The sequence below is a fragment of the Gemmatimonadaceae bacterium genome (genome assembly GCA_020846935.1).
Taxonomy (GTDB): domain Bacteria; phylum Gemmatimonadota; class Gemmatimonadetes; order Gemmatimonadales; family Gemmatimonadaceae; genus RBC101.
Window position 1 is genome coordinate 367,410 of record JADLCY010000002.1, and the last position, 24,826, is coordinate 392,235.

The 24,826-nt window shown below is 67.0% G+C and carries 24 protein-coding genes and 1 pseudogene; 7 read left to right on the plus strand and 18 right to left on the minus strand.

Annotated features, from left to right (window positions below; all coding sequences use genetic code 11):
- Nucleotides 1-29 precede the first annotated feature (29 nt).
- Nucleotides 30-1,022, plus strand: coding sequence for a YncE family protein (locus IT361_05515; protein MCC6317133.1), 993 nt, complete (start codon nucleotides 30-32; stop codon nucleotides 1,020-1,022).
- Nucleotides 1,023-1,387: 365 nt separating this feature from the next.
- Here IT361_05515 and IT361_05520 read toward each other — a convergent pair whose 3' ends face one another.
- The 6 genes from IT361_05520 to IT361_05545 form a co-directional block, all read right to left on the minus strand.
- Entirely contained in the window at nucleotides 1,388-1,702 is a 315-nt protein-coding gene (locus IT361_05520; GenBank protein ID MCC6317134.1) for a hypothetical protein, read from the minus strand.
- Nucleotides 1,703-2,365: 663 nt separating this feature from the next.
- A complete protein-coding gene (locus IT361_05525) occupies nucleotides 2,366-3,619 on the minus strand; it encodes an Ig domain-containing protein (GenBank protein MCC6317135.1) in 1,254 nt (417 codons plus the stop codon).
- 36 nt (nucleotides 3,620-3,655) lie between these two features.
- Entirely contained in the window at nucleotides 3,656-4,033 is a 378-nt protein-coding gene (locus tag IT361_05530; protein MCC6317136.1) for a hypothetical protein, read from the minus strand.
- Between the two features lie 47 nt (nucleotides 4,034-4,080).
- Entirely contained in the window at nucleotides 4,081-4,266 is a 186-nt protein-coding gene (locus IT361_05535; protein MCC6317137.1) for a hypothetical protein, read from the minus strand.
- A gap of 21 nt (nucleotides 4,267-4,287) precedes the next feature.
- Nucleotides 4,288-4,800: a GNAT family N-acetyltransferase gene (locus tag IT361_05540; GenBank protein MCC6317138.1), complete on the minus strand. Its 513-nt coding sequence runs from the start codon at nucleotides 4,798-4,800 to the stop codon at nucleotides 4,288-4,290.
- Between the two features lie 111 nt (nucleotides 4,801-4,911).
- Complete coding sequence (locus IT361_05545) at nucleotides 4,912-5,073, minus strand: hypothetical protein (protein ID MCC6317139.1); 162 nt, start codon at nucleotides 5,071-5,073, stop codon at nucleotides 4,912-4,914.
- Between the two features lie 201 nt (nucleotides 5,074-5,274).
- Between IT361_05545 and IT361_05550 the strand changes: the two genes are divergently transcribed.
- From IT361_05550 to IT361_05565, 4 genes are all read left to right on the plus strand, one after another.
- On the plus strand, nucleotides 5,275-5,493 hold the full coding sequence (locus IT361_05550; GenBank protein MCC6317140.1) for a hypothetical protein: 219 nt from the start codon (nucleotides 5,275-5,277) through the stop codon (nucleotides 5,491-5,493).
- Complete coding sequence (locus tag IT361_05555; GenBank protein MCC6317141.1) at nucleotides 5,490-5,930, plus strand: PIN domain-containing protein; 441 nt, start codon at nucleotides 5,490-5,492, stop codon at nucleotides 5,928-5,930. The genes IT361_05550 and IT361_05555 overlap by 4 nt, the downstream gene beginning before the upstream one ends.
- Nucleotides 5,931-6,213: 283 nt before the next feature.
- Nucleotides 6,214-8,730, plus strand: coding sequence for a patatin-like phospholipase family protein (locus tag IT361_05560; GenBank protein MCC6317142.1), 2,517 nt, complete (start codon nucleotides 6,214-6,216; stop codon nucleotides 8,728-8,730).
- Nucleotides 8,731-8,765: 35 nt separating this feature from the next.
- Nucleotides 8,766-9,830: a hypothetical protein gene (locus tag IT361_05565; GenBank protein MCC6317143.1), complete on the plus strand. Its 1,065-nt coding sequence runs from the start codon at nucleotides 8,766-8,768 to the stop codon at nucleotides 9,828-9,830.
- Between the two features lie 238 nt (nucleotides 9,831-10,068).
- On the opposite strand, the pseudogene IT361_05570 reads toward IT361_05565, so the two are convergent.
- From IT361_05570 to IT361_05590, 5 genes and pseudogenes are all read right to left on the minus strand, one after another.
- A pseudogene (locus tag IT361_05570) lies at nucleotides 10,069-10,421 on the minus strand (DUF5615 family PIN-like protein).
- A 21-nt stretch (nucleotides 10,422-10,442) separates the two neighbouring features.
- Complete coding sequence (locus IT361_05575) at nucleotides 10,443-10,676, minus strand: DUF433 domain-containing protein (GenBank protein ID MCC6317144.1); 234 nt, start codon at nucleotides 10,674-10,676, stop codon at nucleotides 10,443-10,445.
- 232 nt (nucleotides 10,677-10,908) lie between these two features.
- Entirely contained in the window at nucleotides 10,909-12,579 is a 1,671-nt protein-coding gene (locus IT361_05580; protein ID MCC6317145.1) for a DUF885 family protein, read from the minus strand.
- Between the two features lie 51 nt (nucleotides 12,580-12,630).
- A complete protein-coding gene (locus IT361_05585) occupies nucleotides 12,631-13,119 on the minus strand; it encodes a hypothetical protein (GenBank protein MCC6317146.1) in 489 nt (162 codons plus the stop codon).
- 13 nt (nucleotides 13,120-13,132) lie between these two features.
- Nucleotides 13,133-14,206 carry a hypothetical protein gene (locus IT361_05590; protein ID MCC6317147.1) on the minus strand — a complete coding sequence of 358 codons (1,074 nt, stop codon included), beginning with the start codon at nucleotides 14,204-14,206 and terminating at the stop codon, nucleotides 13,133-13,135.
- Between the two features lie 313 nt (nucleotides 14,207-14,519).
- Between IT361_05590 and IT361_05595 the strand changes: the two genes are divergently transcribed.
- Together IT361_05595 and IT361_05600 are read left to right on the plus strand one after the other, a co-directional pair.
- Nucleotides 14,520-15,881 (plus strand): HupE/UreJ family protein, encoded by a 1,362-nt coding sequence (locus IT361_05595; protein ID MCC6317148.1) that lies wholly within the window; start codon nucleotides 14,520-14,522, stop codon nucleotides 15,879-15,881.
- Between the two features lie 100 nt (nucleotides 15,882-15,981).
- Nucleotides 15,982-16,995: an ankyrin repeat domain-containing protein gene (locus IT361_05600; GenBank protein MCC6317149.1), complete on the plus strand. Its 1,014-nt coding sequence runs from the start codon at nucleotides 15,982-15,984 to the stop codon at nucleotides 16,993-16,995.
- Nucleotides 16,996-17,008: 13 nt separating this feature from the next.
- Here IT361_05600 and IT361_05605 read toward each other — a convergent pair whose 3' ends face one another.
- The 7 genes from IT361_05605 to IT361_05635 all read right to left on the minus strand — a co-directional run bounded on the left by IT361_05605 (nucleotide 17,009) and on the right by IT361_05635 (nucleotide 24,624).
- A complete protein-coding gene (locus tag IT361_05605) occupies nucleotides 17,009-19,333 on the minus strand; it encodes a DPP IV N-terminal domain-containing protein (GenBank protein ID MCC6317150.1) in 2,325 nt (774 codons plus the stop codon).
- A gap of 113 nt (nucleotides 19,334-19,446) precedes the next feature.
- On the minus strand, nucleotides 19,447-21,411 hold the full coding sequence (locus IT361_05610; GenBank protein ID MCC6317151.1) for a CocE/NonD family hydrolase: 1,965 nt from the start codon (nucleotides 21,409-21,411) through the stop codon (nucleotides 19,447-19,449).
- A gap of 67 nt (nucleotides 21,412-21,478) precedes the next feature.
- Nucleotides 21,479-21,796: a hypothetical protein gene (locus IT361_05615; GenBank protein MCC6317152.1), complete on the minus strand. Its 318-nt coding sequence runs from the start codon at nucleotides 21,794-21,796 to the stop codon at nucleotides 21,479-21,481.
- A gap of 103 nt (nucleotides 21,797-21,899) precedes the next feature.
- Entirely contained in the window at nucleotides 21,900-23,186 is a 1,287-nt protein-coding gene (locus IT361_05620; GenBank protein MCC6317153.1) for an amidohydrolase family protein, read from the minus strand.
- A 188-nt stretch (nucleotides 23,187-23,374) separates the two neighbouring features.
- Nucleotides 23,375-23,632, minus strand: coding sequence for a type II toxin-antitoxin system HicA family toxin (locus IT361_05625; GenBank protein MCC6317154.1), 258 nt, complete (start codon nucleotides 23,630-23,632; stop codon nucleotides 23,375-23,377).
- Nucleotides 23,583-23,789, minus strand: a complete 207-nt coding sequence (locus tag IT361_05630; GenBank protein MCC6317155.1) for a type II toxin-antitoxin system HicB family antitoxin — start codon at nucleotides 23,787-23,789, stop codon at nucleotides 23,583-23,585. The genes IT361_05625 and IT361_05630 overlap by 50 nt, the downstream gene beginning before the upstream one ends.
- A 373-nt stretch (nucleotides 23,790-24,162) precedes the next feature.
- Nucleotides 24,163-24,624: an OsmC family protein gene (locus tag IT361_05635; GenBank protein ID MCC6317156.1), complete on the minus strand. Its 462-nt coding sequence runs from the start codon at nucleotides 24,622-24,624 to the stop codon at nucleotides 24,163-24,165.
- Nucleotides 24,625-24,826: the final 202 nt, after the last annotated feature.

The window sequence follows — 24,826 nt, forward strand, 5'->3', positions numbered from 1 at the left end:
CGGCATCCCCAAACCACACACAACGACACATGTCCGTCAGACTGAGCTTGCTGACCTTGCTGGTTGCACCCGCACTCATGGCGCAGACACCAACGATTCGCGGCACGCTGATCGTGACCAACAAGACACCGGCGACCGCCACCATCATCGACGTGGCCAGCGGTCGCACCCTCGCCACTCTGCCGACGGGGAACGGGCCGCACGAGGTCGTGGTATCGCGCGATGGCGGCACCGCGATCGTCACCGACTACGGCGCGGCAGGACCCGGCGGCACCACGCTCACGGTCATCGACCTGCCCACGCTTGCCGTGGCCCGGACGATTTCGCTCGGCGAATACCGCCGCCCCCATGGCATCGCGTTCCTGCCCGGCGATTCCGTCGTGGCCGTCACGTCGGAGACAAACCGCGCCGTGCTGCTGGTCCACGTGGCAAGTGGCACCATTCGCAAGGTCATCGCCACCGAGCAGAACGGCTCCCATATGGTCGGCGTGACGGCCGACGGCTCGCGCGGCTACACGGGCAACATCGGCAGCAATACGGTATCGGAACTCGATCTGCGCTCCGGTACTTCGCTACGCCGCTTCGACGTTCCGGCGCAGCCGGAGGCCATCAACGTGACGCCCGACGGCCGCGAGGTGTGGGTCGGCAGCAACGCCACGGGCAAGGTGAGCGCGATCGACGTGGCCACGGGCGCCGTGACCACGGCGGCGGAGGGTTTGTCGTGGCCGTATCGCGTGCTGTTCACCCCCGACGCGTCACTCGTGTTGCTGCCTGACTATCGCGGCGAGACCCTGCGGTTCGTGCAGCGGGCGACTCGGCAGGAGCTTGGCCGGCTTTCGCTCGCCGGGGCGGGCCCGCAGGGCATCGTGCTGACATCGGATGCGAGGTACGCGTTCCTGTCGTTGAGCGTGCAGGCCCGGGTCGCGATCATCGATGTGGCCAGGCGGGAGGTGGTGGGCCATTTGGCCGCTGGCCAGACGCCCGACGGCGTGGCGTTCACGAGCCGAGTGGTGGCCCGCTAGGTGTGGGATCTCCGCTGGTGTCGCGATTCGGAATCATGTCAGGGCCTCACGGCTCCTCTTGCTGTGTCGGCGGAGGTTGTCGCTCACACGAATAGGTGGGATCGACATTCCTGTGGACGCCGATCGCGCGGAATGAGACGGCCGAGGGCGCGGGCTGGCCTCGAGACTCATCCCTGTCACACCCACCCTTCGCACGCCAACAGACCAGAGCGGCGCCTGCGAGGTGCGATACCCAACCCAGGGTGCCAGGTACTGCGCCGACGCCTGACATTGTGGGTGCTCATGAAGGAGACGAAAGGTAGTTGCCGAAGGGTCGCGTGGCCCGGGACTGGTTCACGAGAGCGTTCGAACGAACCTTCCAGCGGCTAACGCTTGGACCAGAGCGCGACGACCCCGCAGCCCGACATCGGAACGGCGAGTGCTTTTGGAACGCTGGAAGCTCCGAGGAAGACTTCTATGGCGGCGAGATCAGCGGAACGTGCGATGCGATCGACGTCGGAGACCATGCCATACGACACGCCATCGAGGAACACAACGATGCCGTCGCAAGTCCGGTTGATCGATGACCCGACGGCGCGCGGCACATAGATGTAGTCGCCGTCCGCTCGCAGACCCGGAACGGTGGAGAGGACGCGGGAGAGTCGGTTGTCACCCCGGGACTCGATGTCGTTCTGTAGCAAGAGCCGACCTGATCGCCTGCCATCGCGAAACTCTCCGGGCGAGCCGGTTCTCCGAAGCCATCCAGGCAGCTCGTCTTCAACGATCCTGTTGGTTCTCAGTGGCGCTGCCAAGGGAACCAGCGTTAGGTCAACGCGTGTTGTGCTATCGGAGAGCTCGTGGCGTCGTGGTCGGTAGCCAATCTTCGTGATATAGATCCAGCTCAGCTTGGCGCTGCTCACAAGAGTTGCTCGTCCCAGTGAATCAGTACTTGTCTGGATACGGGTACCGCTCGATCGCACACGCGCCAATGTCACCTTATGGCCGGTTACGCTATCTGTCACGCTGATCGACAATGCGTGAGGGTTAGCGGGTTGTCGATGCGCCGCGCCTTCGTGCTAGATGTGCCACGCGTCCTGATTCGACGAGCCCGAGGGTGCCCCGGCAAACACCACCAGCAGCAGTGTCGAGCCTGCCACCCAGCGTTCAAGGCGTGCACAACGCGCCGCCCTCCTGATGAGCTTGCGTCTGAGCTGCCCCCGATTTGGTGGACACGTGGTTGCGCCGCCCTACGCGGCCCGAAGGATCTGCGCTTCGTGCCTTGTGCCGTCGATTCCGTCGCACGCATGCCCGCGCCTTGGAGGTCGGAGGGGCGCTTGCCTCGCTGCGGCTGGAAGGTACCCGACCTAACGAAAGATCCAGCTTCCCACGGGCCCCGGCACGGTCAGGTCAGCTGCCGTGGCGGCGCTCTCGAAGAACTTCTGCCCCATACCGTCCGGGAAGTACCCGTCCCTGAACGCATTGCCCGGCAGCGTCAGCCAGGGAAGGCCGTGGGCGTCCCAGAGGTACTGTGCAAGCCCGGCGATCCCCGCCTGCCTCCACGCCCCGAGCGCGCGCCAGCCAAGCCGCAATGTCCCCACCGGCTGCGGCCCACGTGACGTCGCGCCATCGGGATCCCGCAATACCATGTCGATCCACGGCGTGACGTCGAATCGGTAGGTACACGTCACGAGGTCCACCACCAACGTGAGTTCCGGAAGCGGCTGGCCGTTCACGATGGTCAGTACGTTGCCTCCCCCACCGATCGTGCTGCGTGTCGGCGGCGACGCGTTGTTGTTGACGTCGTAGTCCGTCACGCTGGCCGTGCCCACCAGAGGGCCGCGCCACACCTGCTCGTCATCGAGAAGGGACGACACGCGGGTGAGTGTACTGGTGAGCGACGCGCGGTGGAGCGCCTCGATCTCATGGTTGGTGCGCGTCGTGGCATTGCGGCCCCAGGTCCAGCCGAGTATCGCGCCGAAGGTTGCGCGACTGGCGATGTCGTCACACCGCCCGGGCGCGTTGATCCGCAGCGAGGCTGGAGCAGCGACGAGGGTGCCCGACGAGGCGCCAATCATCGCCGTCCCGGCGGACACGCCCGTGGCCTGTCCGCTCACGGACACCGTCGCGACCGACGGGTTCGACGACGTCCACGTCAGCGGTGGCGTTGGCTGCACGGCACCGTTGGCGTCCTTCGCCACCACGGTGAACTGCACGGAGGCGCCCACGTTCGCCGTAGCCGACGTCGGCGTCATGGTCAGGGTCAGCGCGCGCACGTTGACCACCGCTCCCCCGCTGACCCCCGCCGTGGTCGCCGTCACCACGCTCGAGCCCTGTGCGACGCCGACCACCGCGCCCGCGCTGGACACCGTAGCGACGTTGCTCGCCTGGCTGCTCCACGTGAACGTCGTGTTGGGGACGACGCCTCCCTGCGCATCGCGGGCCGTCGCGATCAGGGTTCCCGCGCTGCCGACGTCCAGGTTGAGGAGAGCCGGGGATACGTCCACCGAAACGATCGACTGCGCCGGCGGTGTAGGCAGCCCCGACCCCGGGCTGCCGCCGCACGCGATCGTGACGGACAGGAGGGCTGCAGCTCGAAGCCGGAGCAGGGTACGTGGCATGGTTCAGTTTGGTGCGGGAGGATGCAGCTGCATCATTCAACGGGCAGAGAGGGTCGCTATTCTCACCACACGCTTCCGCTGGCCCAGCTCCCTGCGTTCAGGGTTGCTTCGTGCTGCACCAGACCGTGCCGTCAGACGCCCAGCATCGGCCGCGGCGGGTAGCGCTGTGTTGCATGCCGTTGTTCGGCTCCCGCTCGCGTGCTCGCTGCAGAACGGGCGCATCAGGTCTTCGAGCACCTTGGTCTCGAAGCTGCCGTAGTCCCTGGGCAGCACGCCGAGGAGCGGTTCGAACTCAGCTTCGATGGAGGGCTCGGCTTCGGTCACGAGGCGGGGCAGGTCGACGCCGCTCACGGCGGCCTGCTGCGTCATCCGGCCCTGGCTGGCTTCTTCCTGCAGGCAGAGCGAGCGCCGCATGATGTAGGCAGCCGGGGGCGCCTTGCGTCCGGCATCTTGCCGCTGGCCTAGTCTGCCTCAATCTGGCAGTGGGCGGCGTCGAAGCGATTGGCCGCGTAGCGCAGGCAGGTCACGCCCAGCACCGACATGAGGTAGTCGCTCGAGGTGAGCCTGGAGTTGGTGCGGAATGTGTCCGCCACCTCCTGGAGGTCGGCTTCGAGCCTCTGAATGTCCTTGAAGGCGTTGCCGTCCAAGCGGTGGGGACCTCCTGAGCCTCACCGTTCGGGCTGCGGGCGGCGTTGCGTCGGAGTGCCTAAAGGTTCGTTGGCTGGCGGCTTTGGGGCGTCAGGCTGGCGGCTCGATTGTTCATCGAGTCGTTTGGCCAACTGATAGTGCGTGTGGCCTGGCGGAAAGTCTGGGAGCTGACCGAACACAGCGTATCCCTGGCGCTCGTAGAACGATCGGGCCTGGAAATCGAAGGAGCCCAGCGAAACGCCGCGGCAGCCTCGCTGCCTTGCCAGTTCTTCGGCGGCCGCGAGGAGTCGGTGGCCGTGACCTTGACCGCGATGGTCGGGCGACACCCAGTTACCATCGAGCATCAGCCAGCCCCACAGCGTCGCACCATACACACCACCGTGAAGCGCCCCATTGGCATCGCGAAGCGCGAGCGCGAGCGGTTCCCAGTCACGGCGGCCAACGTCAGGTGGGTCCGCCTCGCGGATCCCGCGGCGCACCTCGGCGTCGATACCGGTACGTCCGTCATGCTCTTCAGTGATCTCGAACGCCATGGTCGGTGCGAGCCGAAGCGGCTCGTCGCGGTGACGAGAAGTCGTGACTGTTTCGGGCGCCAACGAGAGGCCCCAGGTCTTCTTCGGCGAGCGGGCGGACACCCGGATCGATCAACGACTCATTCGATCAGCGATCCTCGCGCGAACGATGTCCCACGCCTCCCGACGCTCAGGATTGGCTTCCAGTTCCGCGCGCCGACGCTCCAGTTCAGCCAGGTCCGCATCGCTCAGCGTGAGCGTCGCGGCACCGGCGTCCTCCACGATACCTCCCATAGGTCCTCCACCACCTGGAGGCGCTCAGCCATCGTGCGAGGGCGGTAGTCAAAGCCGGCGTCTGCGCTCATGGACGGGAAGCTGCCGAGTATCAGCCGTCATCGGCAAGCCCAGGCTGGCGGCGCCGGGGCCATACAGCCCGCGCCTTGTACCGGGCTGTATCGCGCCCTATCCTTCGCAAGACCCCCTCGCCCCCTCCCGATGCCATCCACACGCCCCCTGCTCAAGCGCAAGAACATGCTCATGGACCAGCACAAGCTCGACGCTGCGCGGCGCGCACTGGGGGCGGCCACAGAAACCGCCGCCGTCGATGCGGCCCTCGACCTGGTCGTGTTCAGGACGGAGGTCTTCGATGGGCTCGACCAACTCGTGGCGGCCGGTGGCTTGGCGTCGGTCGAGACCGTGCGGCGCACCAGGTGATCTACACCCTCGACACCAACGTCGTCGTCGACGCGCTGCGTCAACCCAGCGAGATGGAACAGTTGAAGGCGTTCCTCGCGTGGGCCCTCCCCGTCACGGTTCTTTCGAGCGTGGTCGTGGCAGAACTCGCCGCCGGTGCGCGTACGGAACGCGCTCGCCGTGCCCTCGACGAGGGACTGGTGGGCGCATTCGACCGCCGCGCGCGCATCCACGCCCCATCGCGTCGCGCGTGGCATCGAACCGGCGCGGCCCTCGGACGGATCGGCGCGAGCGGCGTGAGTGCGAGTCGCCAGAATGACATGTTGCTCGCGTTTCAGGCCCGTGAGGTCGGATGGATGCTCATCACGCGCGACCAGGACTTCGCGGCACTTCGGTCCGTCGTGCGTGGCCTCAAGGTGGCAGCGTCTTTCCCCATGCGACCGACCTCTCGGGGCTGACTGAACGCCTGCTCAGCAACGAGCGGATGAAACAGGGCGAGCGAAGCGAGCACACAACTCCCCGCTCGTCAGTCTGCTGCAATGGATTGGGACGACGCGAGCCGCGCTGGTCCCGCAACCGCCCTCGGTGAGCAGATCCCCCAAAGCCACACCTCACGCAACGCCCCCCACCGAGGGGTCGATGCCAAGGAGCCAGAGAATGTGGTGAGCCGCGGGACGACCGGATTGCGCCCTACCCTCAGGATGAGGCTGGTCGTCAATCCCCCCTGCCCCGGACTTCCGCATGAAGCGCGCGCTCGTCGCCGTCACCCTGTGCGTTGCCTTCACGAGCCCCGTGGCGGGTCAGGACTCGGAAGCCCGCGTCGTGATCGCGACCAGCGGCGGAATCTCGCTGGGATCGTACCAGGCCGGTGTGAACTGGGGACTCGTTGAGCTGCTGCGACGCACCCAGGTGGACGACTCGCTGCGCGCAATGGTGAGGGCATCGGGCACGGCACTCCCCTCCCTGGTGGGCCTCAGCGGCGCGTCGGCAGGAACGATCAACGCGCTGATGTCGGCGATCCACTACTGCACCGCGGGTGGGGAAATCCGGCCCGAAGCCTCGCTCTACTGGAAGACGTGGGTCGACGTGGGCTGGCGCCAGCTCATCCCGAACGGGAGCCGAGTGCGACCGGGCGAACTGGGACTCATCGACCGTCAGTACTTCGAGACGGTACTCCTGGATCGGCTGCGCGCCGCGCTCGGCGAACGTGGGCGCCCGGGCTGTTCATTGCAGGTGGCTGGTTCGCTCACGCGACAGCGTGCGATCACCGAAGAGGTGTTCGACCACGTGAGCATCGCCGTACAGCGACACGTGGGCACGTACGGACTCGCGGTGAACGACTCGGGCGGGATGGAGCTGCGGCAGGCATCCCTGCAGCTGCGAAACGATCGGGGCCTCGGCGTGCAGATCTCGCCGGCCGCTGGCGGCGCCACCGATCGGCTCGGCGTGGAGCAGGTCTTCGAGCTGGCGCGCGCATCGAGTTCGATCCCGTTCGTCTTTGCGCCGATCTCGTTGAGCTACTATCGCTCCAACGATCTGGACAGCGCCGGCGTGTGCCCGGCCGGGCGCGAACGTCGCATTGGATGCGCAGTACCGCAGCAGGCCCGCTTCGTCGACGGTGGCGCGTTCGACAACCGGCCGATCTCGATCGCCGACCGCCTGCTGCTGGCGTCGCAGGTGGCCTCGCCGCCGACGACGCGCACGTTCTTCCACACGATCTTCATCGTGCCAAGCGCGTTGCGCACCGGCGAGGTGGCCGCGGCCGATACCACCACCGAACGCGCCGGTGGCACGCTGGCCGCCACGCAGTTCCTGGGCGGCATGTGGCGCTCGGCCGCTGAATACGAGCTGCACGCTTATGCACGCAACCGCTCGGTAGACTCCGAGCACCGCATCGCGGTGGCGGACACGGTGGACGTGACGAGTCGCGCGTACCCGATCTTCGGAGAGACGCTGGCCCACTTTGGCGCCTTTCTGGCGCGCCCCTTTCGCGAGCACGACTTCTACGTGGGCGTGTACGACGCGCTCAACTTCAGTGCTGACCGCCTCTGTTCCGCCGCCACGTCGCCCACCGCACGATCACTCACCGAATACCGGGCGCAGTGCCATGCGAAGGCGTTCCATCAGCTCATGCATCGCGTCGACGTGGGCTGCACGGGCCACGTGATGGTCGAGCGCTTCTACGTCCGTGAGCACCACCTGCGCGTGGGCGACGCCAGCGAGGCCGACGCCGGCTGCGCGGGCAACGTCGACGATCGGCGGCGGATCGCCATGCTGCTCTCGATCACCGACGCCTTCGGCGAAACGCACCGCGCCCGACGGCTCTGCCCGGAGAGCTTCAATCCGTTCGAGTCCCTGATGTGCACGAGCGGCATCGCCGCGTTCACGGACCTCGTCAGGCAGCGCGCCCTGGCCGACTCGGCGCGGGCATGGATCGGCGGCAAACCGGCCTGTCGCCAGGGCTACGTGCCGGTGGATTCGGCCTCGGCGGCCTGTTTCGTCGACGACTACTTCCTGCGATTCATCGCCAACCCGCACGACTTCATCAAGCGCCTCGCGTTCCTCGCGCTGCAGCGGGCCGCCGCGGTCGAACGCGTCGCGCAGAAGTCCGAGGGCGTGAACTACGCCGATGCCCGACTCGGTCTCGCCAATCCCATCCTCCGCAGCCTCCTCGGAACGCCGACCACATCGGGGTTCGAGTGGGATCAGTCGACCGTGCCGCGCGAATGCACCGATGGCAACCTCTTTCCCCGCCTGGGATCGTGCGGACTGGCGCAATCGTTCTTTCGACTGGCGGTGCCCTACTACGTGGCCGGCGGTTTCGGCAACACGATGATCGAGACCGGCGTGCGACCCGCGCTGCACCAGGACGCCGAGACGAGCATCGTGTTCCCGCTGTCGCTGCACCATGGGCGCATCGCGACGACCGATCTCGCCCCCGGGCAATCGCTGCCGCGGCGGCCGTGGTACTCCGCGGGTGTTGGCGTGATGTGGCGCAATCACACGCTGGCCATCAACGAATGCCTCACGGCCATGTCGTGGCGCGGCAAGGTGCCGTGGTCCAAAGAGGTCATCATCCCGCGCAATGAACGCGCCCTCTATCGCCTGCAATGCGACCTGTTCGCGTCGCGCCTGACGCTTGGCGTCACCACCACCAGGCTCTCGGGCAACGACGCCAGCAAGTGGACGCTGCTCGTCGGCCTGGCCGACCTCAACGGGCTGCTGTACTGGCTGCTCCCACACGAGCTGCGCAAGTGATCGCGCGCGTCCTGCAAACCACTCCATCCCTGACCATGCGCAAGGCGCTCGTCGGCTTCCTCGCCCTCTCGCTGCTGCCCGCGTCCGCTCGCGCGCAGGACCTCGGCTTTCTCGGGTCCGTGTTCTCGCGCGTGCAGCGACTCACGCTGTTCCTGCAGTCGGCCGATCCTCGTCAGGCGGGCTTCCTCGATCGCAGCGGCGCGGGGTGTATCACGCTCCCCATGTGCGGTGCGGGGACCGAGGTGCTCATCGACCTCGATTCGCGCAGCCGGTTCATCGATCTCGAACTCGGGTTTGCAGCCGGCTACCTGCGGCCGGTGCGCAGCAAGCCGTCGGGCGACATGGACATCCGCGCCTCACTGCGATCGCTGCCCGTGATCTCCACCCACGCCACGTTCATGCGCGAGGGCTGGATCCGCCCCTACTTCACCGGCTCGTTCGGGCTCGTGGACCTGTGGAACGCGCGCGTGCACACGGCGCAGGGCAAGCAGAGCGAGGTGAAGGCGTCGACGTTCGAGTATGGCGTGTCGGTGGGTGCGGGGATCGCGCCGCCGTTCACCAACGCGCGGTTGCTGATCGAGTTCGGGCATCGTGCGCGCAACTTCTCGAGCGTGGGCTATACCCTCACCGATCCGCTGCCGACGTCGTTTCCGCGGGAGATCAACCTCAGCACGTGGCAGACCACCATTGGCTGGCAGTTCGACCTGCGGCCGCTCAGCCGGGCGCCCGCGCACGCCGGCATGTGGATGCTCTCGCGTGTGGACGGCCTTGCGCTGCCCGCAACGTTGCGTCAGGACCGTGGCACGCCCGACGGCGTTCGCGAGGAGCTGGTGAGTGCCTACCTGGATCTGAGCGCGGAGCGGGATGCGTATTCGCTGCAGCTGGTCACACGGCTGACGACGGTCGGGCCCACGGGTGCAGTGGTGGAGCAGCGATTCGCCGAGCCGGTGCGCGAGACGGGAACGTGGGAGGCCACCAAGGGTGGTGTGCGACTCACACAGGGCGGCGTATCGCAGGTGGCCACACGAAGCGACGACGAGCTGATGCTGGCGCATGCGGGCACGGGGCGGCGCCTGTTCTTCCGCAAGGTGCAGCGGTAGCTCTCGGTACCGGCGAGCCCGGCGATGGCAACCAGCCTGAAGGTGAAGCGTCTCTTCGGAGTATGTGCTTCATGAGTGGAAGAAGACGTGTTCGCGCTCGACTTGCGAGCGCATTCTCGCAGCGCTGACGACGCGGGGTGGCTGGTGCCGCTGCGGGATAGCACGCGCTTCGCCGGCTCGTTCACCAATGTGCGCGCGACCTCATCGCGCTTATTGAGCACTTTGTCGCCCAAGACAACTACTCGTGTTGGCTGGCCCGATCGCTGATCTCCACCAACGCCTCGCCCGACTCGAGCAGGGTGCGCGCCCGAGGCCAGGCTGTTCGCAACAATGTGCGCAGGGCGGCGTTGCTGGTATTCCCGCAGGTGAGCCACACGATGGATGGCGGCGGTCCGTGACGCCCCAGCAAGGTCACAAAGTCCGCATCCTTCGTCAGCACCACGGCTCGGGCGGTCCGGGCGGCCGCAAAGATGATCGGATCCTCCGCCCCTTCAGATTGAGGTCGCGGATCGCGAACGCCTCGACGGCGAACTCCGCCCGCAACCAGGTCGCCAACGCGAGCGCGACTTGCGCATCGATCCAGATGACCACGGGGCGCCGGCGAGAAACGCCCTAGGCCGCGAGCACCGGATGGTCCAGCTTTCGACTCGCGAACCGCAGGCACGCCGCGACGTCCGCTGGCTCAAGGTCTGGGAGCTCCGCCACGACCTCGCTCGCCGAAAGCCCCGAGGCCAACAGGTCCAGCACGTCGATCACTCGAATCCGCATCCCGCGCACACACGGCCGCCCTCCGCACTGGTCGGGGTTCACCGTGATGCGGTCCATCAATTCGACCGTCTGGCCCATGGGTTCGCTCGGGAGAAGCAGGACCTCGGAACTTACCCAGCCTCGCTCGGTGGCGTGAGCGGCTCTGTACGAAATCCCCCAGTCTTACGCAGTAGCGATTGCCAGAATCTACGCACCTGCAGACGAGCCCACGGCCCTCGGGGGCTTCGAAAGGGCGGTGACCGACGTGCGGGAGGCCTTTGGTCGGAATCACGGCTCCTCGGACCATGGCTACGTGTCACGGGAGTGTGTCCTAATGAGAAGGCGAGGGCGTCGGCGGGCTGGCGCGCGCACCGAGCATGGCACGCAGCTCGTCGTCCAGCTCGCCGGTCAGCTGCCACCGGATGAGCGCAATCGGGATCTGCCCCGCGGCCACCAGCTCGTGCATGAACGTGCCCACGTCGAATCGCTCCCCAAGCTGTCGCATGCGGACCTGCATGATCTTCTCCACCTCGATCTTGCCGATCACGTAACTCACGCCGTAGGCCGGCTGCTGCAGGTAGAGGTGCTGCTCGCCCCAGACCAGGTTGCCGTCGAGGGCAAGCCAGCCGCGCGGCGTGTTTTGCGACGCGTACGCGGCCGCCTGGTCGATGGACCATTCGTTGGCGTGCATCCTCAGGTCGCCCATCGCGCGCGCGGCGCGTTCGGCGAGCAGAATGAGGATCAACTCGCGCGATCGGGGCGACGCGTCGAACAGCCCGGCCCCCATCATCATCTCCTCCCAACCCGTGGCCAGTCCCTCGGTGCGCGCATTGAACACGTTGTAGAGGAGCGCACCGTTCCGGATCGGATTGCCGTAACCGGCCGCCATGGCGCCCTTGTCGAACCAGTGGAATCCGTGGGTGCGCATCACGACCGGATCCCGGTAGTCGACTTCGGTAAAGAACTCGCGGCGGGCGTCGCTGAACCGTCCAATGCGCGCGCGGAGCCGCGCCTCGAGGTCAGGGTTCGTGGCGACGAGCTGACGCGAACGCAGGAAGGCCATGTAGTCGCTCACCGCCCGGTTGAAGCGCCGCTCATGTTCTGCCTGGCTCCCCACCAGGGCCTGTGTCGGCCGTCCACGATTCCGTACCTCCTCGAGCGCGAGGTACGCATACGCGCGCGCCAGCTCGCGCTGCATGAGCGTGACCTCGTCCTTCCACGTGTAGGGCAGGAGCTGCACGTTGGTCAGGTACCAGTCGTAGTTGTCGCGGCCCACGCCCGACGGCCCGGTCTTCGATGGCGCCTGGGCGTCCAGCCAGGCCGCGAGCGAGTCCGTGGCGGCGAGCGCCGCGCGGGCGCTGGCAGCGAGCGACGACTGCTCCGGCGTGAGCGTCGCAATGAAGGCGGTGAGGTCGCTCGACTGACTCCGGATGCTCCTGGTGCCCCAGACCCAGAGGTCCTTCTGGTTCCCCGTGAGGTTCGTCCGGGCCTGGCGCATGAGGCCCGGGATGCGCCGGAGCCCCGAGTCGATCGCCAGGGTCGCCGCGGCCGAAAGCGGGGTCGGATGGCTCCACAGCTCAACGCCCCCCCACGCAAACGGGCCTTCCCGCGCCGGCTGGTCGCTCTCGTCCGGAAAGAACGTCACGTAGTACGCCGGATTGTTCTGCCACGGCCGCAACACGCGATGATCGAAGTCGAACCCGTTCAGCTCGGCGCGCAGGATGTGGTAGTCCACCTGCTGCGCCACGCTCCATCCGGTCGTATCGAACGCGGCAAGCCGTCGCAGATAGGCGGCGAGCCCCTCGTGCTGCGCCGTCATTGCCGCGGCGGAGTAGTCCGGGACTCCCGCGACCATGGTCGGGCGCTGGAACGCTCGCCAGTCACCAAACAGCGCGACGAGATCCTCGTGTCGCGTGGGTCGCTCAGTGGGTACGGCGGGCGGCGCACCGCCGCCGCAACCGGTGGCCAGCGTGAGGACGACAAGCGGGAGGATGTATCGCATGGCTCGGACGGTGTGGACCCGGCGCCAAGTCGCTCCGCGCCGGGTATGTCGTCAGGCGTCGCAGACGGGTGTGCGTTCCCTGGACGGGCGTGCGCTGTCGCGCCGCGTGACGGGCATGCGGCTGTCGGGAACCTGACCCACGAACACGACGCACGAGCGCCCCGGAAGAGCGCGGTGGGTGGCGCGGCCGGTCCAGCCGCGGCCGGTCACGTACATCAACTCCAGGGTGACGCCGGTTTCCGGCTGCACGGTTACACCGCCGGTGCCGCTTCGTCGGAGTGCGCGACCATAGCGCTCATGATTGCCAAACCATGCATCCTGCGCCTCGACGAGCGCGCGGAGCGCGCTGGTCATGTGCTGCCTCGCCGTTGTCGTATCGCGCGCGGCCGGGCCGCCGGATGCGCCGTGCAACGTGGCAACCTGCGCCGGAGCGGAGCGCGGCGCCCACGCGGTGCACGCGGCGGCCAGTGCCATCGCGAGGGTCGCGGCGCTGCGTCGGTGCGACACGCCGTTCACCATCGGCGCGCGAGGTCGCCGCACCGCGCCGCCATGCCTAACGCTTTGGCCACGGGACGCCCTGCACCCGTGCGACCGAGCCCACGCCCTTGTACGTGAACTTCTGCAGGCGCTTCCCCTCGTACGTCTCGGTCGTGAAGATGTTGCCCTTCGAGTCCGTGGCGATGCTGTGCACGGCGAAGAACTGGCCGGGCTGCCGCCCGCCGTCGCCGAACTCGGTGAGGATCTGCAGCGTCTTGCGCTCGATCACGTACACCTTCTCGTTGCGGCCGTCGGCGAGGTAGAGGTATTTCTGCTCTCGGTCGCGCGAGAAGGCGATGTCCCACACCGAGCCGTCACCTCGCGTGCGCGGTGCGATGCGCACCTCGCGCACGAACTTGCCGTCGCGCTGGAACACCTGGATGCGGTCGTTCGGGCGGTCACACACGTACACCAGACCGTCGCTGGACGGATCGGCGCAATGCACCGGATTGCGGAACTGGCGGATGAGGGGCGCATCCGGGTTGTAGGGCCCCATGTTCGTGTCCTTGGGAGCTTCCCCGTACGCTCCCCAGAATCGCTTGAGGGCGCCGGTGCTCATGTCGATGACCGCCACGCGCTTGTTGGCGTACCCGTCGGCGACGTAGGCCTCGTTGTTCCTTGCGTCGAACGAGATCTTGGCCACGCGGCCGAAGCTCGTCGTGCTGCTGCTGTTGATCGGTTGCCTGGCCTTGCCGTATTGCGCCAGGAACTTTCCGTCGTGCGTGAACTTGAGGATGTGCGAGTCGCCGGCCCCGTTGCCGCCGATCCAGACGTTGTCCTTGTCGTCCAGCGAGATGCCGTGGTTCGATGCCGGCCAGTCGTAGCCGTCGCCCGGGCCGCCCCACGCGCGCACCAGATTCCCCTCGGGATCGAACTCCACGATCGGCGGCGCCGCGATGCAGCACTCGCCGATCGGATTCGCGCCGCCACCGCCGGCCTCGGTCCGCTGGTTGAGCGTCGAGTCGCCCCGATGGATGATGAACACGTGGTCCTTCGAGTCGACCCCCACGCCGATCACCGAGCCCAGGATCCAGTGGTTTGGGAGCGGCCGGGGCCAATGCGGGTCGACCTCGAAGCGCGGAGCCTGCACCTGCTGCGTGCGCGAGGCAGATGCCTGAAGGCGGGCCTGGCCTACGCCGAGTGCCACAATGGCCCCGACCAGGATCATTCCGGTCAGAACCGTGCGACGGTGAGTCATGCCTGCGTCTCCAGCTGGAGGGTCTCGGGTCCGACCGCCAATGGGCAGGCCGGTCGCGCCGCTAACTAACCCCCAGGACGATGCGACGTCCAGTGCGACGGGCGGTCGCTCACCGGCAACGACTCGAAAGGTGGCGAAGGGCCGCACGTTCGCCGATGTTCTGCCGTGTCCTGGTTGCGCTCCACTTCGCCCCACTGTCGCTCGAATGCCGGCTCGCTCGACGCTGCCCCGCACGCTCATTGTCGCCCTTCGCCATGTTCTGCTGCTCGTCATCGCGTTGGGCGCGACCGCGATTGCCGCGCACGAGATCCCGAGCCGTGTCACCGTCTTCGCGTATGTGAAGCCCGAGGGCCAGCGCCTGCAGCTGCTGCTGCGCGTACCGCTCGCGGCCATGCGCGACATGGAGTTTCCGGAACGCGGCGCCGGCTACCTCGACATTCCCAGGCTCGAGCCCTTCCTCCGCGACGCGGTCCAGCTCTGGATCTCCGACCAGCTCCATTTCACCGAAGACGGTCGTGAGCTGGGCGCCGAGGAGGTCGCGGCGATCCGGGTCTCGCTGCCATCCGATCGTGCGTTCGAGTCATTCGGGACCGCGCTCGCCCAGGTCCGTGGACCACGCCTCGGCGACGACGTGGACATTCCGTGGCAGCAGGCCATGCTCGACGTGCTGCTCGAGGTTCCCATCACGTCGGACAGTGCGCGCTTCGCCTTCAACCCGTCGCTGGCCGGCCTCGGGATCCAGACCACGACGGTGCTGCGGTTTCTGCCGCCGGGGGGCGCAGTCCGGGCGTTCCAGTACATCGGCAACCCCGGCGTCGTCGAACTGGATCCGGGATGGTGGCAGGCCGCGTCGCAGTTCGTCGTCCTGGGGTTCGAGCACATCCTGGACGGCATCGACCACCTGCTGTTCGTGTTGTGTCTGGTGATCCCGGTACGTCGGCTGCGGCCACTCGTGGCGATCGTGACCGCGTTCACCGTCGCGCACTCGATCACGCTCGTGTCGGCGGCGGCAGGCCTGGCGCCTGACGCGCTCTGGTTCCCGCCGCTGGTGGAGACGCTGATTGCGTTGTCGATCGTCTGGATGGCGTTCGAGAACATCGTGGGTGTGCGCCTCGAACATCGCTGGAAGTTTGCGTTCGGCTTTGGGCTGGTGCACGGCTTCGGGTTTTCCTTTGCGCTCCGGGAGTCCCTCCAGTTCTCGGGCGACCACCTGCTGGCCTCGCTGCTTGCGTTCAACGTGGGCGTTGAGCTGGGACAGCTGCTCGTGGTGCTCATCGCGATCCCCGTGCTCGCCTTCACCTTCCGGCGCATCGTGGACGAGCGCATGGGCACGATTCTGCTGTCGGCGCTCGTGGCCCACACGGCCTGGCACTGGATGCTCGACCGTGGCAGCTCACTTGGCGATTACGACTGGCAGCTCCCGGCCTGGGACGCGCAGCTTGCGATCACGGTCATGCGCGTCGCCATGCTCGTGCTCGTCGTGGGGCTGGTGGCGTGGGCGTTGCACGGGCTCGTGCGTCGCTTCGCGCCGCCAGCCGTGGGCCGCGACGTGGCGAGGTCGGGATGATCGTCATCCGCATGCCGACTACGGCGCCATCGCGCATACGCGCGACCTCACGTCAGGCAGCACACACCACTGTATGTGACCACCGAGACCACGGTTGACGATGTCGCTCAGAACTCTTGCCACCATCGGCTGGATCTGCTTTGGGCTCGACGTGCTGTTCGTGCTCGTGCTGTTCGTCACGAGGAACGTGGGCGACGACGCTGCGGGGCGCGGCATGGCGCGCGGCTTCGCGATGGTGCTCGGACCGATCGTGTTGGCACTCGGCGCGGGGTTGTACTGGGCCCAACGCAGCGGCTCGTTCGGGGGCGTGCTCACCAGCACACTGCTGGTCGGTCTCCCGTTCCTGTGGATGGCAACAAACGTGGCGATGGGCCCTGTCGGTGCCATCGAGCGGGCCGTGGAGCGCAGGGGGCTCGGCAAGTTCAACGACCCAAGGCTTACGCAGATGGCATCGGCGATCGAGAAGGGCGACACCGCAGCTTTGGCCGCGCTCGCCCACACACGCACGGTCGACTGGAACGCGCGCGACCGGAAGGGCCGCACGATCCTCGGTATCGCGGCTGACAGGGCGAGCAGGCCCGGCGCTGGCGCCGACGGTGCGGCAACGGTGCGCATCCTGGTGGAGACCGGCGCACCCTACCGCGACGATGCCGTGATCGAGGGCGGCCGGCTGTTCTCCGAGGTGGTGTACAACTCCGGCGACCAGTACCTCGAGCTGATGGACGTACTGCTCACCGCTGGCGCCAACCCGAATGACACGGAGAGTTACGACGGTCGCCCGCTGCTGTTGCACCACAACATGACCGTCGGGAAGGCCAGGGTGTTGATGCGCCATGGCGCCGAGCTCGTCGGCATTCGCGATTCACGCGAGGATCGCCCGGGATGGAACGCGCTGATGAACGCGGCGTACATGCGCAACTGGCCGCTGGCCCTGTTCTACCTGCAGTCCGGCTGCGACCCGCGATTCAGGGCTACCGACGGCAAGTCGGTCATCGACGCCATCTCTGACGCGGAGCGGGAAGAGAGCGCAAGCGGAGGCAGTCGGTTCGACGACGACGACTACCGCACCTTCCGCGACAGCCTGGACGCGCGACTCGGAGCCGCGCGTCCGTAGCCGTTGGCAACCGCTACATGCTGGGCGGTGGCGCGATGGTGAAATCTGCCGGGGGCCGCGACCCCAGCAGGTTCTCCACGAAGTAGTCCCACGTACGACGGATGATGTACGGGTGACCGGTGAGGTTGTGGTCCGCGTCAGGCAGCACCAGCAGGTCGAACGACTTGTTCGCCTTCACCAGGGCATCCACCAGCGCGATCGTATGCGCGGGATGCACGTTGTCGTCCATGTCGCCGTGAATGAGGAACAGTTTGCCCTTGAGGTTTGATGCGAACGTCTTGTTCGCGGCCTGGGCATAGTTGTCCGTTCCTTTCGCCGAGTCACGCTGGAAGATTCCCTGGAATCTCTCGCCCCAACCGTGGTAGTAGGTGCGATTGTCGTGGTTGCCCGCCGTGGAGACGGCCACACGATAGAAGTCCGGGAACCTGAGCATGGCGTCGGTGGACGAGAACCCGCCGCCCGAGTGGCCGTAGATGCCGACGCGCGTGAGGTCCATCCAGCGGTGTCGCGCGCCCAGCTGTTTGATCGCCGCCACGTGATCGGCGATCCCGTTGTCGCCCAGGTCACCGAAGTAGCGCGTGTAGATCGCCTTGGCGCGCCCCGTGTTGCCCAGCGCATCGATCGATACCACGATGAAGCCCAGTTCGGCGAGCGCCTGTACCTGGCCCATCGTGGAGTACGAGAAGGCAGCGCGCGTAGGGAAGAAGTCGCGTGGCACCGGGGAAATGAGCGGCCCGGGGTAGATGTGGTCGATGACCGGGTAGGATGTGGTCGAATCGAAGTTCGACGGCTTCCAGATCACGCCGGTGATTTCGGTGACTCCGTCACGCGCTTTCGCCCGAAAGACCTCTCCGGGCCGCCAGCCCGTGGCGCGCAGCGCGCCGATGTCGGCGCGCTCGAGTTCCTTGACCACGCGCCCATCAGCCGCGCGAACGACCGTCACCGGTGGCGAGTCGACCCGCGAATACGTGTCGATGAAGTACTTGCCGCCGGGTACCGGCGTGATCTCGTGGTTCCCGTCTTCGGGAGTCAGCAGCGTCAGGCCCGAGCCATCGAGTCCCGCCGAGTAGAGCGACGCGTGCTCCGGGTGCCGATTGCTCTCGCGGCCACGAGCGGTGAAGTACACCCGACCGAGTGCCTCATCGACCGCGTGCACCGCCGTCACCACCCAATCGCCGCTCGTGATCTGATGCTTCACCGCGCCATCGGGCCCCAGGTGATAGAGGTGGCCCCAGCCATCGCGCTCGGAAAACCAGATCACGTCTCCGCCGCGCAGCGGTCGCCAGTTCGTGGCGCCGTTGGTGATGTCGACGCTTCCCGCGACATAGGTCGATGCACTGTCGGCGGTGAGCAATCGCGGCGCACCGCCTCCCGCATCGGCCACGTACAGTCGCACCCGCTTGGGGCCGCGGTTCACGTGCGTGAAGTACACGCGATCGGATGACGGCGCCCACTGTACCGCCCGGCCACCGAAACTGAAGAACGACATCATCGGCTGCGGCGCCACCTCGATGCGGCGGCTCGCGCGCTGTGCGACATCGACGATGTAGTACTCGACCTGCTGTACCGCCGAGTCACCCGGGAGCGCGTATGGATATGCGTACGCCATCGGCCGCGACGTCGTGGAGGAATAGAGGGAGAACGTCGCCACGCCGCGCTCGTCGATGCGTGAGACCACGAGACGGCGCGAGTCCGGCGACCACGTCACCTGCGGCGTATTCGGGATCCTGTTCCTGATCTGGGAGGGAGACGGCGAGCCGACGCCGTAGGCGTACCCGGGAGCTCCGTCGGTCGTGAGCGCCACGGAGTCGCTGCCGCCAACGCGACGTACCCAGAGGTTGTTGCCGGACGCGAACGCATCCCATTGCGCGTCTGGCGATCGGACGTACCGGCGACGATCCGGAAGTGTGTCCGCCTTCATGCAGGCGTACGACGTCAGGTCACAGGTGAATGCCCGTTTGCCGATGCGCAGATGGATGCGGCGCTCGTCGCGACCATCGTCCGCGAAGTCGAACCGCTGGAACGGCAGCGCGGTGGCCGCCACGGACGAGTCGGCGGCACGAGAGAGAGACGCGGCGATCCGGACGTTGTCGAACAACGGTTGTCGCTGCCCCGTCGCTGGCGTCACCGTAACAAACTCCGCGCCACGCGGAGTCATCACGCGATACCAGAAACGTGTGCTGTCGCGATACCACTGCGGCGTCACCTGGTCGCCGGTGACATGACGCAGCGCATTCCAGGTGAGTCGCTGCTCGGCGCGCTGGTAGTCGGCGAGCGTGGATTGGGCCATCGCCAGGCCGGGGATGGCGAGGAGTGCGGCAGGAACGAGACGATGCATATGGAGTGGGCGAGGAGTCGAGCTAACGTTAGGCGTTGTGCAACGCGAAGCCAAACACCAACGCACGACGGCGCCCCACTGAGGGCGCCGTCTGGTCGGGCGTGCACGGGCGTCTACATCGCCGGCTTGCGTTTCACGACCGTGATCCGGAGTTCCGCAGGGTACTGCTTCGAGTGATGCACGACGTTCGTCGCCACGACGCCGGTCTTCTCGTCGTAGTTGTTCCCGCCCGTGTTGAGGTTGCGATCGAAGCGCGGGAAGTTGGAACTCGAGACCTCGATGCGCAGCCGGTGGCCCGCCGCGAACCAGTTGCTGGTCGTCAACGGGCCAAGCTTCACTTTGTACACCTTGCCCTTCTCCATGAAGACGACCTTGTCGTAACCCTCCCGGTAGCGCACGCGCTGGATCGTCTCGTCGAGGTTGTAGGCACGGCCGTCGGGATACACGTCGAGCAGCTTGACCGTGAAGTCGGTGTCCTTCACGTCCGACGACACGTAGAGGTCGAGTTCCACGGGCCCGCTCAGCTCCATGCCTTCCTTGAGCGGTTCCGTCGAGTACACGAGAATGTCCTTGCGCTCCTCCATCTTCTGCTGGTCGAGCGCACCACCCACCACGGCGTTGCCCGTGCAGCACACGTTGCCACCGTACGATGGCACCGGATTCATCGGGTCGTAGGTGAACGTGTCCGGGGTGTCCTTCGCCGGCGGCTGGTCGGTGAGCCGACCGTCACCCTGGCGCGAGTTGGCATTCCCGCCGCTCGCCAGGAAGTAGCGCAGGGTCTCCGCACCCTTCGGCGGCCACGACTCCGAGGTCTGCCACTTGTTCATCCCCATCGTGAAGTAGCGAACCTTGGGCAGCGTGTCGAGCAACCCGGTGTTTTCACCCTTGAGGAAGTGGTCGAACCACCCGTAGGTGAGCGCGTCGTAGTCGAGTCGCGCATCGCCGACGCTCCGCTCGCCCACGATCGTGTTTTCCGTTGCCCGCTTGTAGGCACAGTGCAGCGTCGGCGCGATCACCGCGTACTGCTGGTTGGCCACCTCGGGGCTCGCCGTCTTCCGCACGTGGTTGAACGTCGCGAGGTTGGGCCCCACCGACACGTCGTACCAGGACATCAGCCAGAGCCCGGGAACGTTGATGCGCATGTCGTCGTGGAACAGTCCGCCCTTGTACCACGCCGGATCGTTCGGGGTGCGCCTGATCATCGCGCCGCCCGTCGCGATCCCCGGCATCGAGTCGGCAAAGATGCCTCGCGGGCCATCCACCGCACGCAGGATGTCCATCTCGGGCAGGTGCCGCAGCGCCTTGGACCAGTCCACCGGTGGCGACTGCTGCGAGAGATCGAACGATTTGGAGAAGCGGACCAGCTCCTCCTGCGACAATCCTCGAGGTGGCATGGGGCGGTTCTGGTTCTGCTCTCCGTAGAGCCATGCGATGAAGAGCATCTGAACAGCACCACCACGATACCAGTTGCCCTGCTCGTAGTACGGTCCGACGCGCCCCACGCCGGCGCCGAACCCCTGCGGAACGATCGCGGCAAGTCCCTTGGGGCCCTGCGCCGCCACGGCCATCTGCCACTCCGCCGTCGATGAACATCCGATCAGGCCGACCTTGCCGTTGGACCATGGCTGACTGGAGATCCAGTCGATCTCGTCCACGCCATCGGTGAGCGGAGGGCCGAGGATGTCGTAGTTGCCCTCCGAAAAGAAGTGGCCGCGCTCGTTCATGTCGACGTACGCGTACCCGCGCTTGACCGCATCGAGGCGGGCGGTCATGTCGGCCGGCGCGCCAAGTCGCACGTCCCACCAGTTGAAGTTGTACGGCGTGCGCACGAAGATCGTCGGCACACCCTTCGTCGCATTGCGGGGACGATACACGTCCGCCTGCATCCGCACCCCGTCGCGCATGCTCACCATGAGCTTGCGATCGACGATGGCGAATCGCTGCAATTCGGCTTCGAGTGAGTCGCGGCGCGCGCGGAGTTGGGCCTGGGCCTGAGCATTCTGCGGCGGCTGCGCAGCGGACCAGGCCGGTACCGTGAGCGCTGCCAGGGCGAGGGTAACGATGGAGCGGTTCAGCATGGCCATCCCCCGGAGTGGAGTCGTGTCCCAGAGAGGCAACGCGCGACGACGCCGTACTGTTCGACCCTCAGCGTCTCCCGCCCACGGCCGCCCGGTTGCCGCTGGCGAGACTCAGCAGCTCGCGACTCTCGAGGATGCGCCCGTTGGCGCCGTCGCCGCAGGCCGTGACCTCGAACATCGCTTCGCCGATCGAGCGCGCCTCGATCGACACCTTGATCGGGAGAAGGGGGGCGTTCGTCACCCGGTAGCGCGTGGTGAACTCCTCTGAACTCTCGACGGGGATGACGCCCGCCGGACGATACGCCACCACGCGCAGCTGCGTCTCCTCGGCCATCGCCCTGAGTTCGCGCTCTGCCCGCGCCTTCTCCCGTTTCCTGGCAGACATGGAGAAGAGTCGGGAAGCGTGCTGGCTTCGGACGTCGGATCGGGATCCGGCGCGGCTCTGGCTCTACGCACGCGAACCCGGGATTCGAGCCGGACTCGCCGCGCTACATGATCGGTCGGCCACTCTCCTTGAGCACCTTGCCGGACTGCATCACGAACGACACCCGCTCGGTCGCGGTGATGTCCTGCAGGGGGTTCCCCGGTACCGCGACCAGATCCGCCAGCATACCAGCGGCGATCGAGCCACGATCCTTGAGTCCCAGCAGGTCGGCCGCGTGCAACGTCCCCGAACGGAGCGCCTCGGCCGGCGTCATGCCGAGCTTCACGTACACCGCGAACTCGCGCGCATTTTCGCCATGCGGAAACACGCCGGCATCGGTGCCGAAGGCGATCCTGACCCTGGCCGCGATCGCCTTCCGCACGCTCGCGCGCGCGAGCGGCAGGATCGTCTCGGCCTTGCTCCTCACCAGCGCGGGAAGGACCGGAAGGTTGATGCGGTCAACGAGGTAGCTCGTGGGAACGAGGTACGTCCCGCGCTCCTTCATGAGCGCGATCGCTTCGTCGTCCAGCAGCGATCCGTGCTCGATGGAGGCGACACCGGCCCGGATGGCCGCCTTGATGCCCTCGGTGCCATGCGCGTGCGCGGCCACCTTCACCCCGTGCCGCGAAGCCTCGTTGACCATCGCCTCGAGTTCCTCGGCGGTGTATTGCTGGGCGCCAACCGGCCCTTCGAGCGACAGCACGCCGGCGGTCGCGCACGTCTTGATCACCTGCGCTCCGTGCTTGATCTGGTAGCGCACAGCCTCCACGACCTCCCACGGACCGTTCGCCACGCCACCCTTCGAATCCTGCTCGAGCACGCCGGGAGCGTAGCCGGTCACGTCACAGTGACCACCGGTGATGCCGAGAGCATTGCGTGACGGAACGATGTGCGGCGCGGTGACGTCGCCGCGCTCGACCGCCTTACCTAACGCCACGGTCACGCTGCCGCCGAAATCACGCACCGTGGTGAAGCCCGCCAGCACGGTCGTTCGGCCGTGTTTCGCCGCCTTGTAGGCCGCGTCGACTTCCGTTTCGGTGACCGGTCCCAGCTGCATGTCCGGGCCGAGTTCGCCGGCCAGGTGCGTGTGCGCATCGATGAAGCCCGGCAAGAGCGTGACATCACCGAGGTCGACGATGCGCGCACCCGCGGGCAGGGTCTGCGGGTTCACGCTCGCGATGCGTGTGCCCTGCACAACGATGCGCGCGTTCTCCACGATTTGCCCGGTCGTGACATCGACCATGCGCGCCGCCCGGACGACGATGGGCGCGGCAGGCGGCGTGGCGGCCTGGGCGAACGTGAGCTGGGGCGCGAGGGCCGCGGAGGCGAGCAGGAACCGGCGAATCGACATGGGTCTGGTGTAGGGGGGAACCGGGGGATTGCCCGCGGACGACCGCGGCTCTGTTGCACCTGATCAAGTGAGAGCCTCAGCACCGGCGAGGCTCCACACGGTGAATGCTCCTCACGGGATGAAGGCTGCCAACGGCAGCTGGCAGCAGCTGCCGTTTGTCAGACATAGATCTCACGCACCCGCCTGGCCTACAGATCCTCTGGCCTGAGTCCAGTGTGCCGCGCCACGCGCGCCATCATCCGAGGCCCAACTTCTTCCGCGTCATGAAACGCAAACACGTAGTCCGGCCAGCCCTCGCGCCACAGCGTCATATGGGACCCGGATTGCCGCTTGACTGCCCAACGAATCCGAAGCAGCGCCGCCAGCAGCCGGCGTGCTTTTCGGCGCCCCACGTGCTCACGCGGCCTGGAATGATAGATCCAGCAACTCCGGTACCGCCTCGCCATGCTCCAGCTTCTCGGCCAGGACGCGCAGGGCCACGGCCTGCACACGGGCCACGGCGTCTGTGCGAGTGGTTCCATAAGCCATGACCCCGGGCAACGTCGGCACCTCCGCAAGCCAGCGGCCGTCCGCCTCGGGCTCTATCTCAATGATGAGCTTCATCGGATCCTCCCTGTGCGCGAAAGCTGTCGGGGCCGTCCGGCGCGCGCCAGCCTTCTGGCTGCGGGCCCAGCGGGCCGACGCCGGAGTTACGACCACCAAAGGGCCTTCGCCTGGAGGCGGCGGCGCTTCTCGCGCCGACCGCGCGCGACCACTGCGTCATTGCCCGACGCGGGCATGAGGCTGCGACAACCGCTCCACTCTGAGCGTGTCACTAAATCGGGCTGGTGCATCTCAACGCGGCGCGCCCCTGCCGCAGCCTGACAAGCGCGACAACTTCTCGCGGCGACGCCCCGCGTTTTCGGATGCAACGGATGACCTGCCAGGCCACACGAGCCACGGCGCGCCGGCCAACCTGTTGGCGCGCACAGCCCGCTCAGGCCTGCGGCACGGTGGGCACGACGGTGACTTCCACGTGAATCGCTTCGCGCACGCTGGCCGTCACCGTGCAGAAATCCTCGAAGACTTCGACGCAGCGGCCGAGCCGCGCGTGCTGGTCCGCGGGCACTACCGGCTCCAGCAGAACTCGAAACCCGGTGACACGCAGACGCCCGCGTTCACTGCGCGCCACCGTGCCCTCGACCTTGGTCCGAACGCCATGCAGATCCACGCGGCTCTTGCGCAGGCAATGCGCCAGGCTCGCCGCGAGACAACTGCCAACGGATGCCGCCAGGAGCCGCGTGGGACTCGCACCCGATCCCTGACCCAATGGCGCCGGCTCGTCGATCAGGACGGGCGCGATGTCGGGGGAGTCGTCGAAGGTGGCGTGCTGCGCAAAGCCTTCGCCGAGATCGAGCGATACGGTGAACGTCTTTTCGTGCACGGGAACGGCCGTCATGCGTCCTGCCCTCCGCGGCGGATGTTCCGCATGCACGCGTCCGCCGGTCAACGTGCACAAGAGCGTCCAGTGTCCGCTCGCGACGTTGGCGCCGCAAGTCGCGCATGGGTTTGCCCGATGCCGAAAGATGAATGGCGCCGTACCACGTGGCCGTCGGGCGGACCGGCACCCATTGGTCGGGCATTGGATGACATCGGTGAGA

Excerpts from the sequence above, each read along its gene's own strand:
- IT361_05540 (MCC6317138.1), bottom strand. The coding sequence starts at position 4,800 with ATGGCGTTCGAGATCACTGAAGAGCATGACGGACGTACCGGTATCGAC.
- IT361_05595 (MCC6317148.1), top strand. The coding sequence starts at position 14,520 with ATGCCGGCTCGCTCGACGCTGCCCCGCACGCTCATTGTCGCCCTTCGC.
- IT361_05620 (MCC6317153.1), bottom strand. The coding sequence starts at position 23,186 with ATGTCGATTCGCCGGTTCCTGCTCGCCTCCGCGGCCCTCGCGCCCCAG.
- IT361_05550 (MCC6317140.1), top strand. The coding sequence starts at position 5,275 with ATGCCATCCACACGCCCCCTGCTCAAGCGCAAGAACATGCTCATGGAC.
- IT361_05630 (MCC6317155.1), bottom strand. The coding sequence starts at position 23,789 with ATGAAGCTCATCATTGAGATAGAGCCCGAGGCGGACGGCCGCTGGCTT.
- IT361_05575 (MCC6317144.1), bottom strand. The coding sequence starts at position 10,676 with ATGGGCCAGACGGTCGAATTGATGGACCGCATCACGGTGAACCCCGAC.
- IT361_05610 (MCC6317151.1), bottom strand. The coding sequence starts at position 21,411 with ATGCTGAACCGCTCCATCGTTACCCTCGCCCTGGCAGCGCTCACGGTA.
- IT361_05545 (MCC6317139.1), bottom strand. The coding sequence starts at position 5,073 with ATGGGAGGTATCGTGGAGGACGCCGGTGCCGCGACGCTCACGCTGAGC.
- IT361_05600 (MCC6317149.1), top strand. The coding sequence starts at position 15,982 with ATGTCGCTCAGAACTCTTGCCACCATCGGCTGGATCTGCTTTGGGCTC.
- IT361_05615 (MCC6317152.1), bottom strand. The coding sequence starts at position 21,796 with ATGTCTGCCAGGAAACGGGAGAAGGCGCGGGCAGAGCGCGAACTCAGG.
- IT361_05515 (MCC6317133.1), top strand. The coding sequence starts at position 30 with ATGTCCGTCAGACTGAGCTTGCTGACCTTGCTGGTTGCACCCGCACTC.
- IT361_05605 (MCC6317150.1), bottom strand. The coding sequence starts at position 19,333 with ATGCATCGTCTCGTTCCTGCCGCACTCCTCGCCATCCCCGGCCTGGCG.
- IT361_05530 (MCC6317136.1), bottom strand. The coding sequence starts at position 4,033 with ATGCGGCGCTCGCTCTGCCTGCAGGAAGAAGCCAGCCAGGGCCGGATG.
- IT361_05560 (MCC6317142.1), top strand. The coding sequence starts at position 6,214 with ATGAAGCGCGCGCTCGTCGCCGTCACCCTGTGCGTTGCCTTCACGAGC.
- IT361_05635 (MCC6317156.1), bottom strand. The coding sequence starts at position 24,624 with ATGACGGCCGTTCCCGTGCACGAAAAGACGTTCACCGTATCGCTCGAT.
- IT361_05625 (MCC6317154.1), bottom strand. The coding sequence starts at position 23,632 with ATGGCGAGGCGGTACCGGAGTTGCTGGATCTATCATTCCAGGCCGCGT.
- IT361_05580 (MCC6317145.1), bottom strand. The coding sequence starts at position 12,579 with ATGCGATACATCCTCCCGCTTGTCGTCCTCACGCTGGCCACCGGTTGC.
- IT361_05525 (MCC6317135.1), bottom strand. The coding sequence starts at position 3,619 with ATGCCACGTACCCTGCTCCGGCTTCGAGCTGCAGCCCTCCTGTCCGTC.
- IT361_05565 (MCC6317143.1), top strand. The coding sequence starts at position 8,766 with ATGCGCAAGGCGCTCGTCGGCTTCCTCGCCCTCTCGCTGCTGCCCGCG.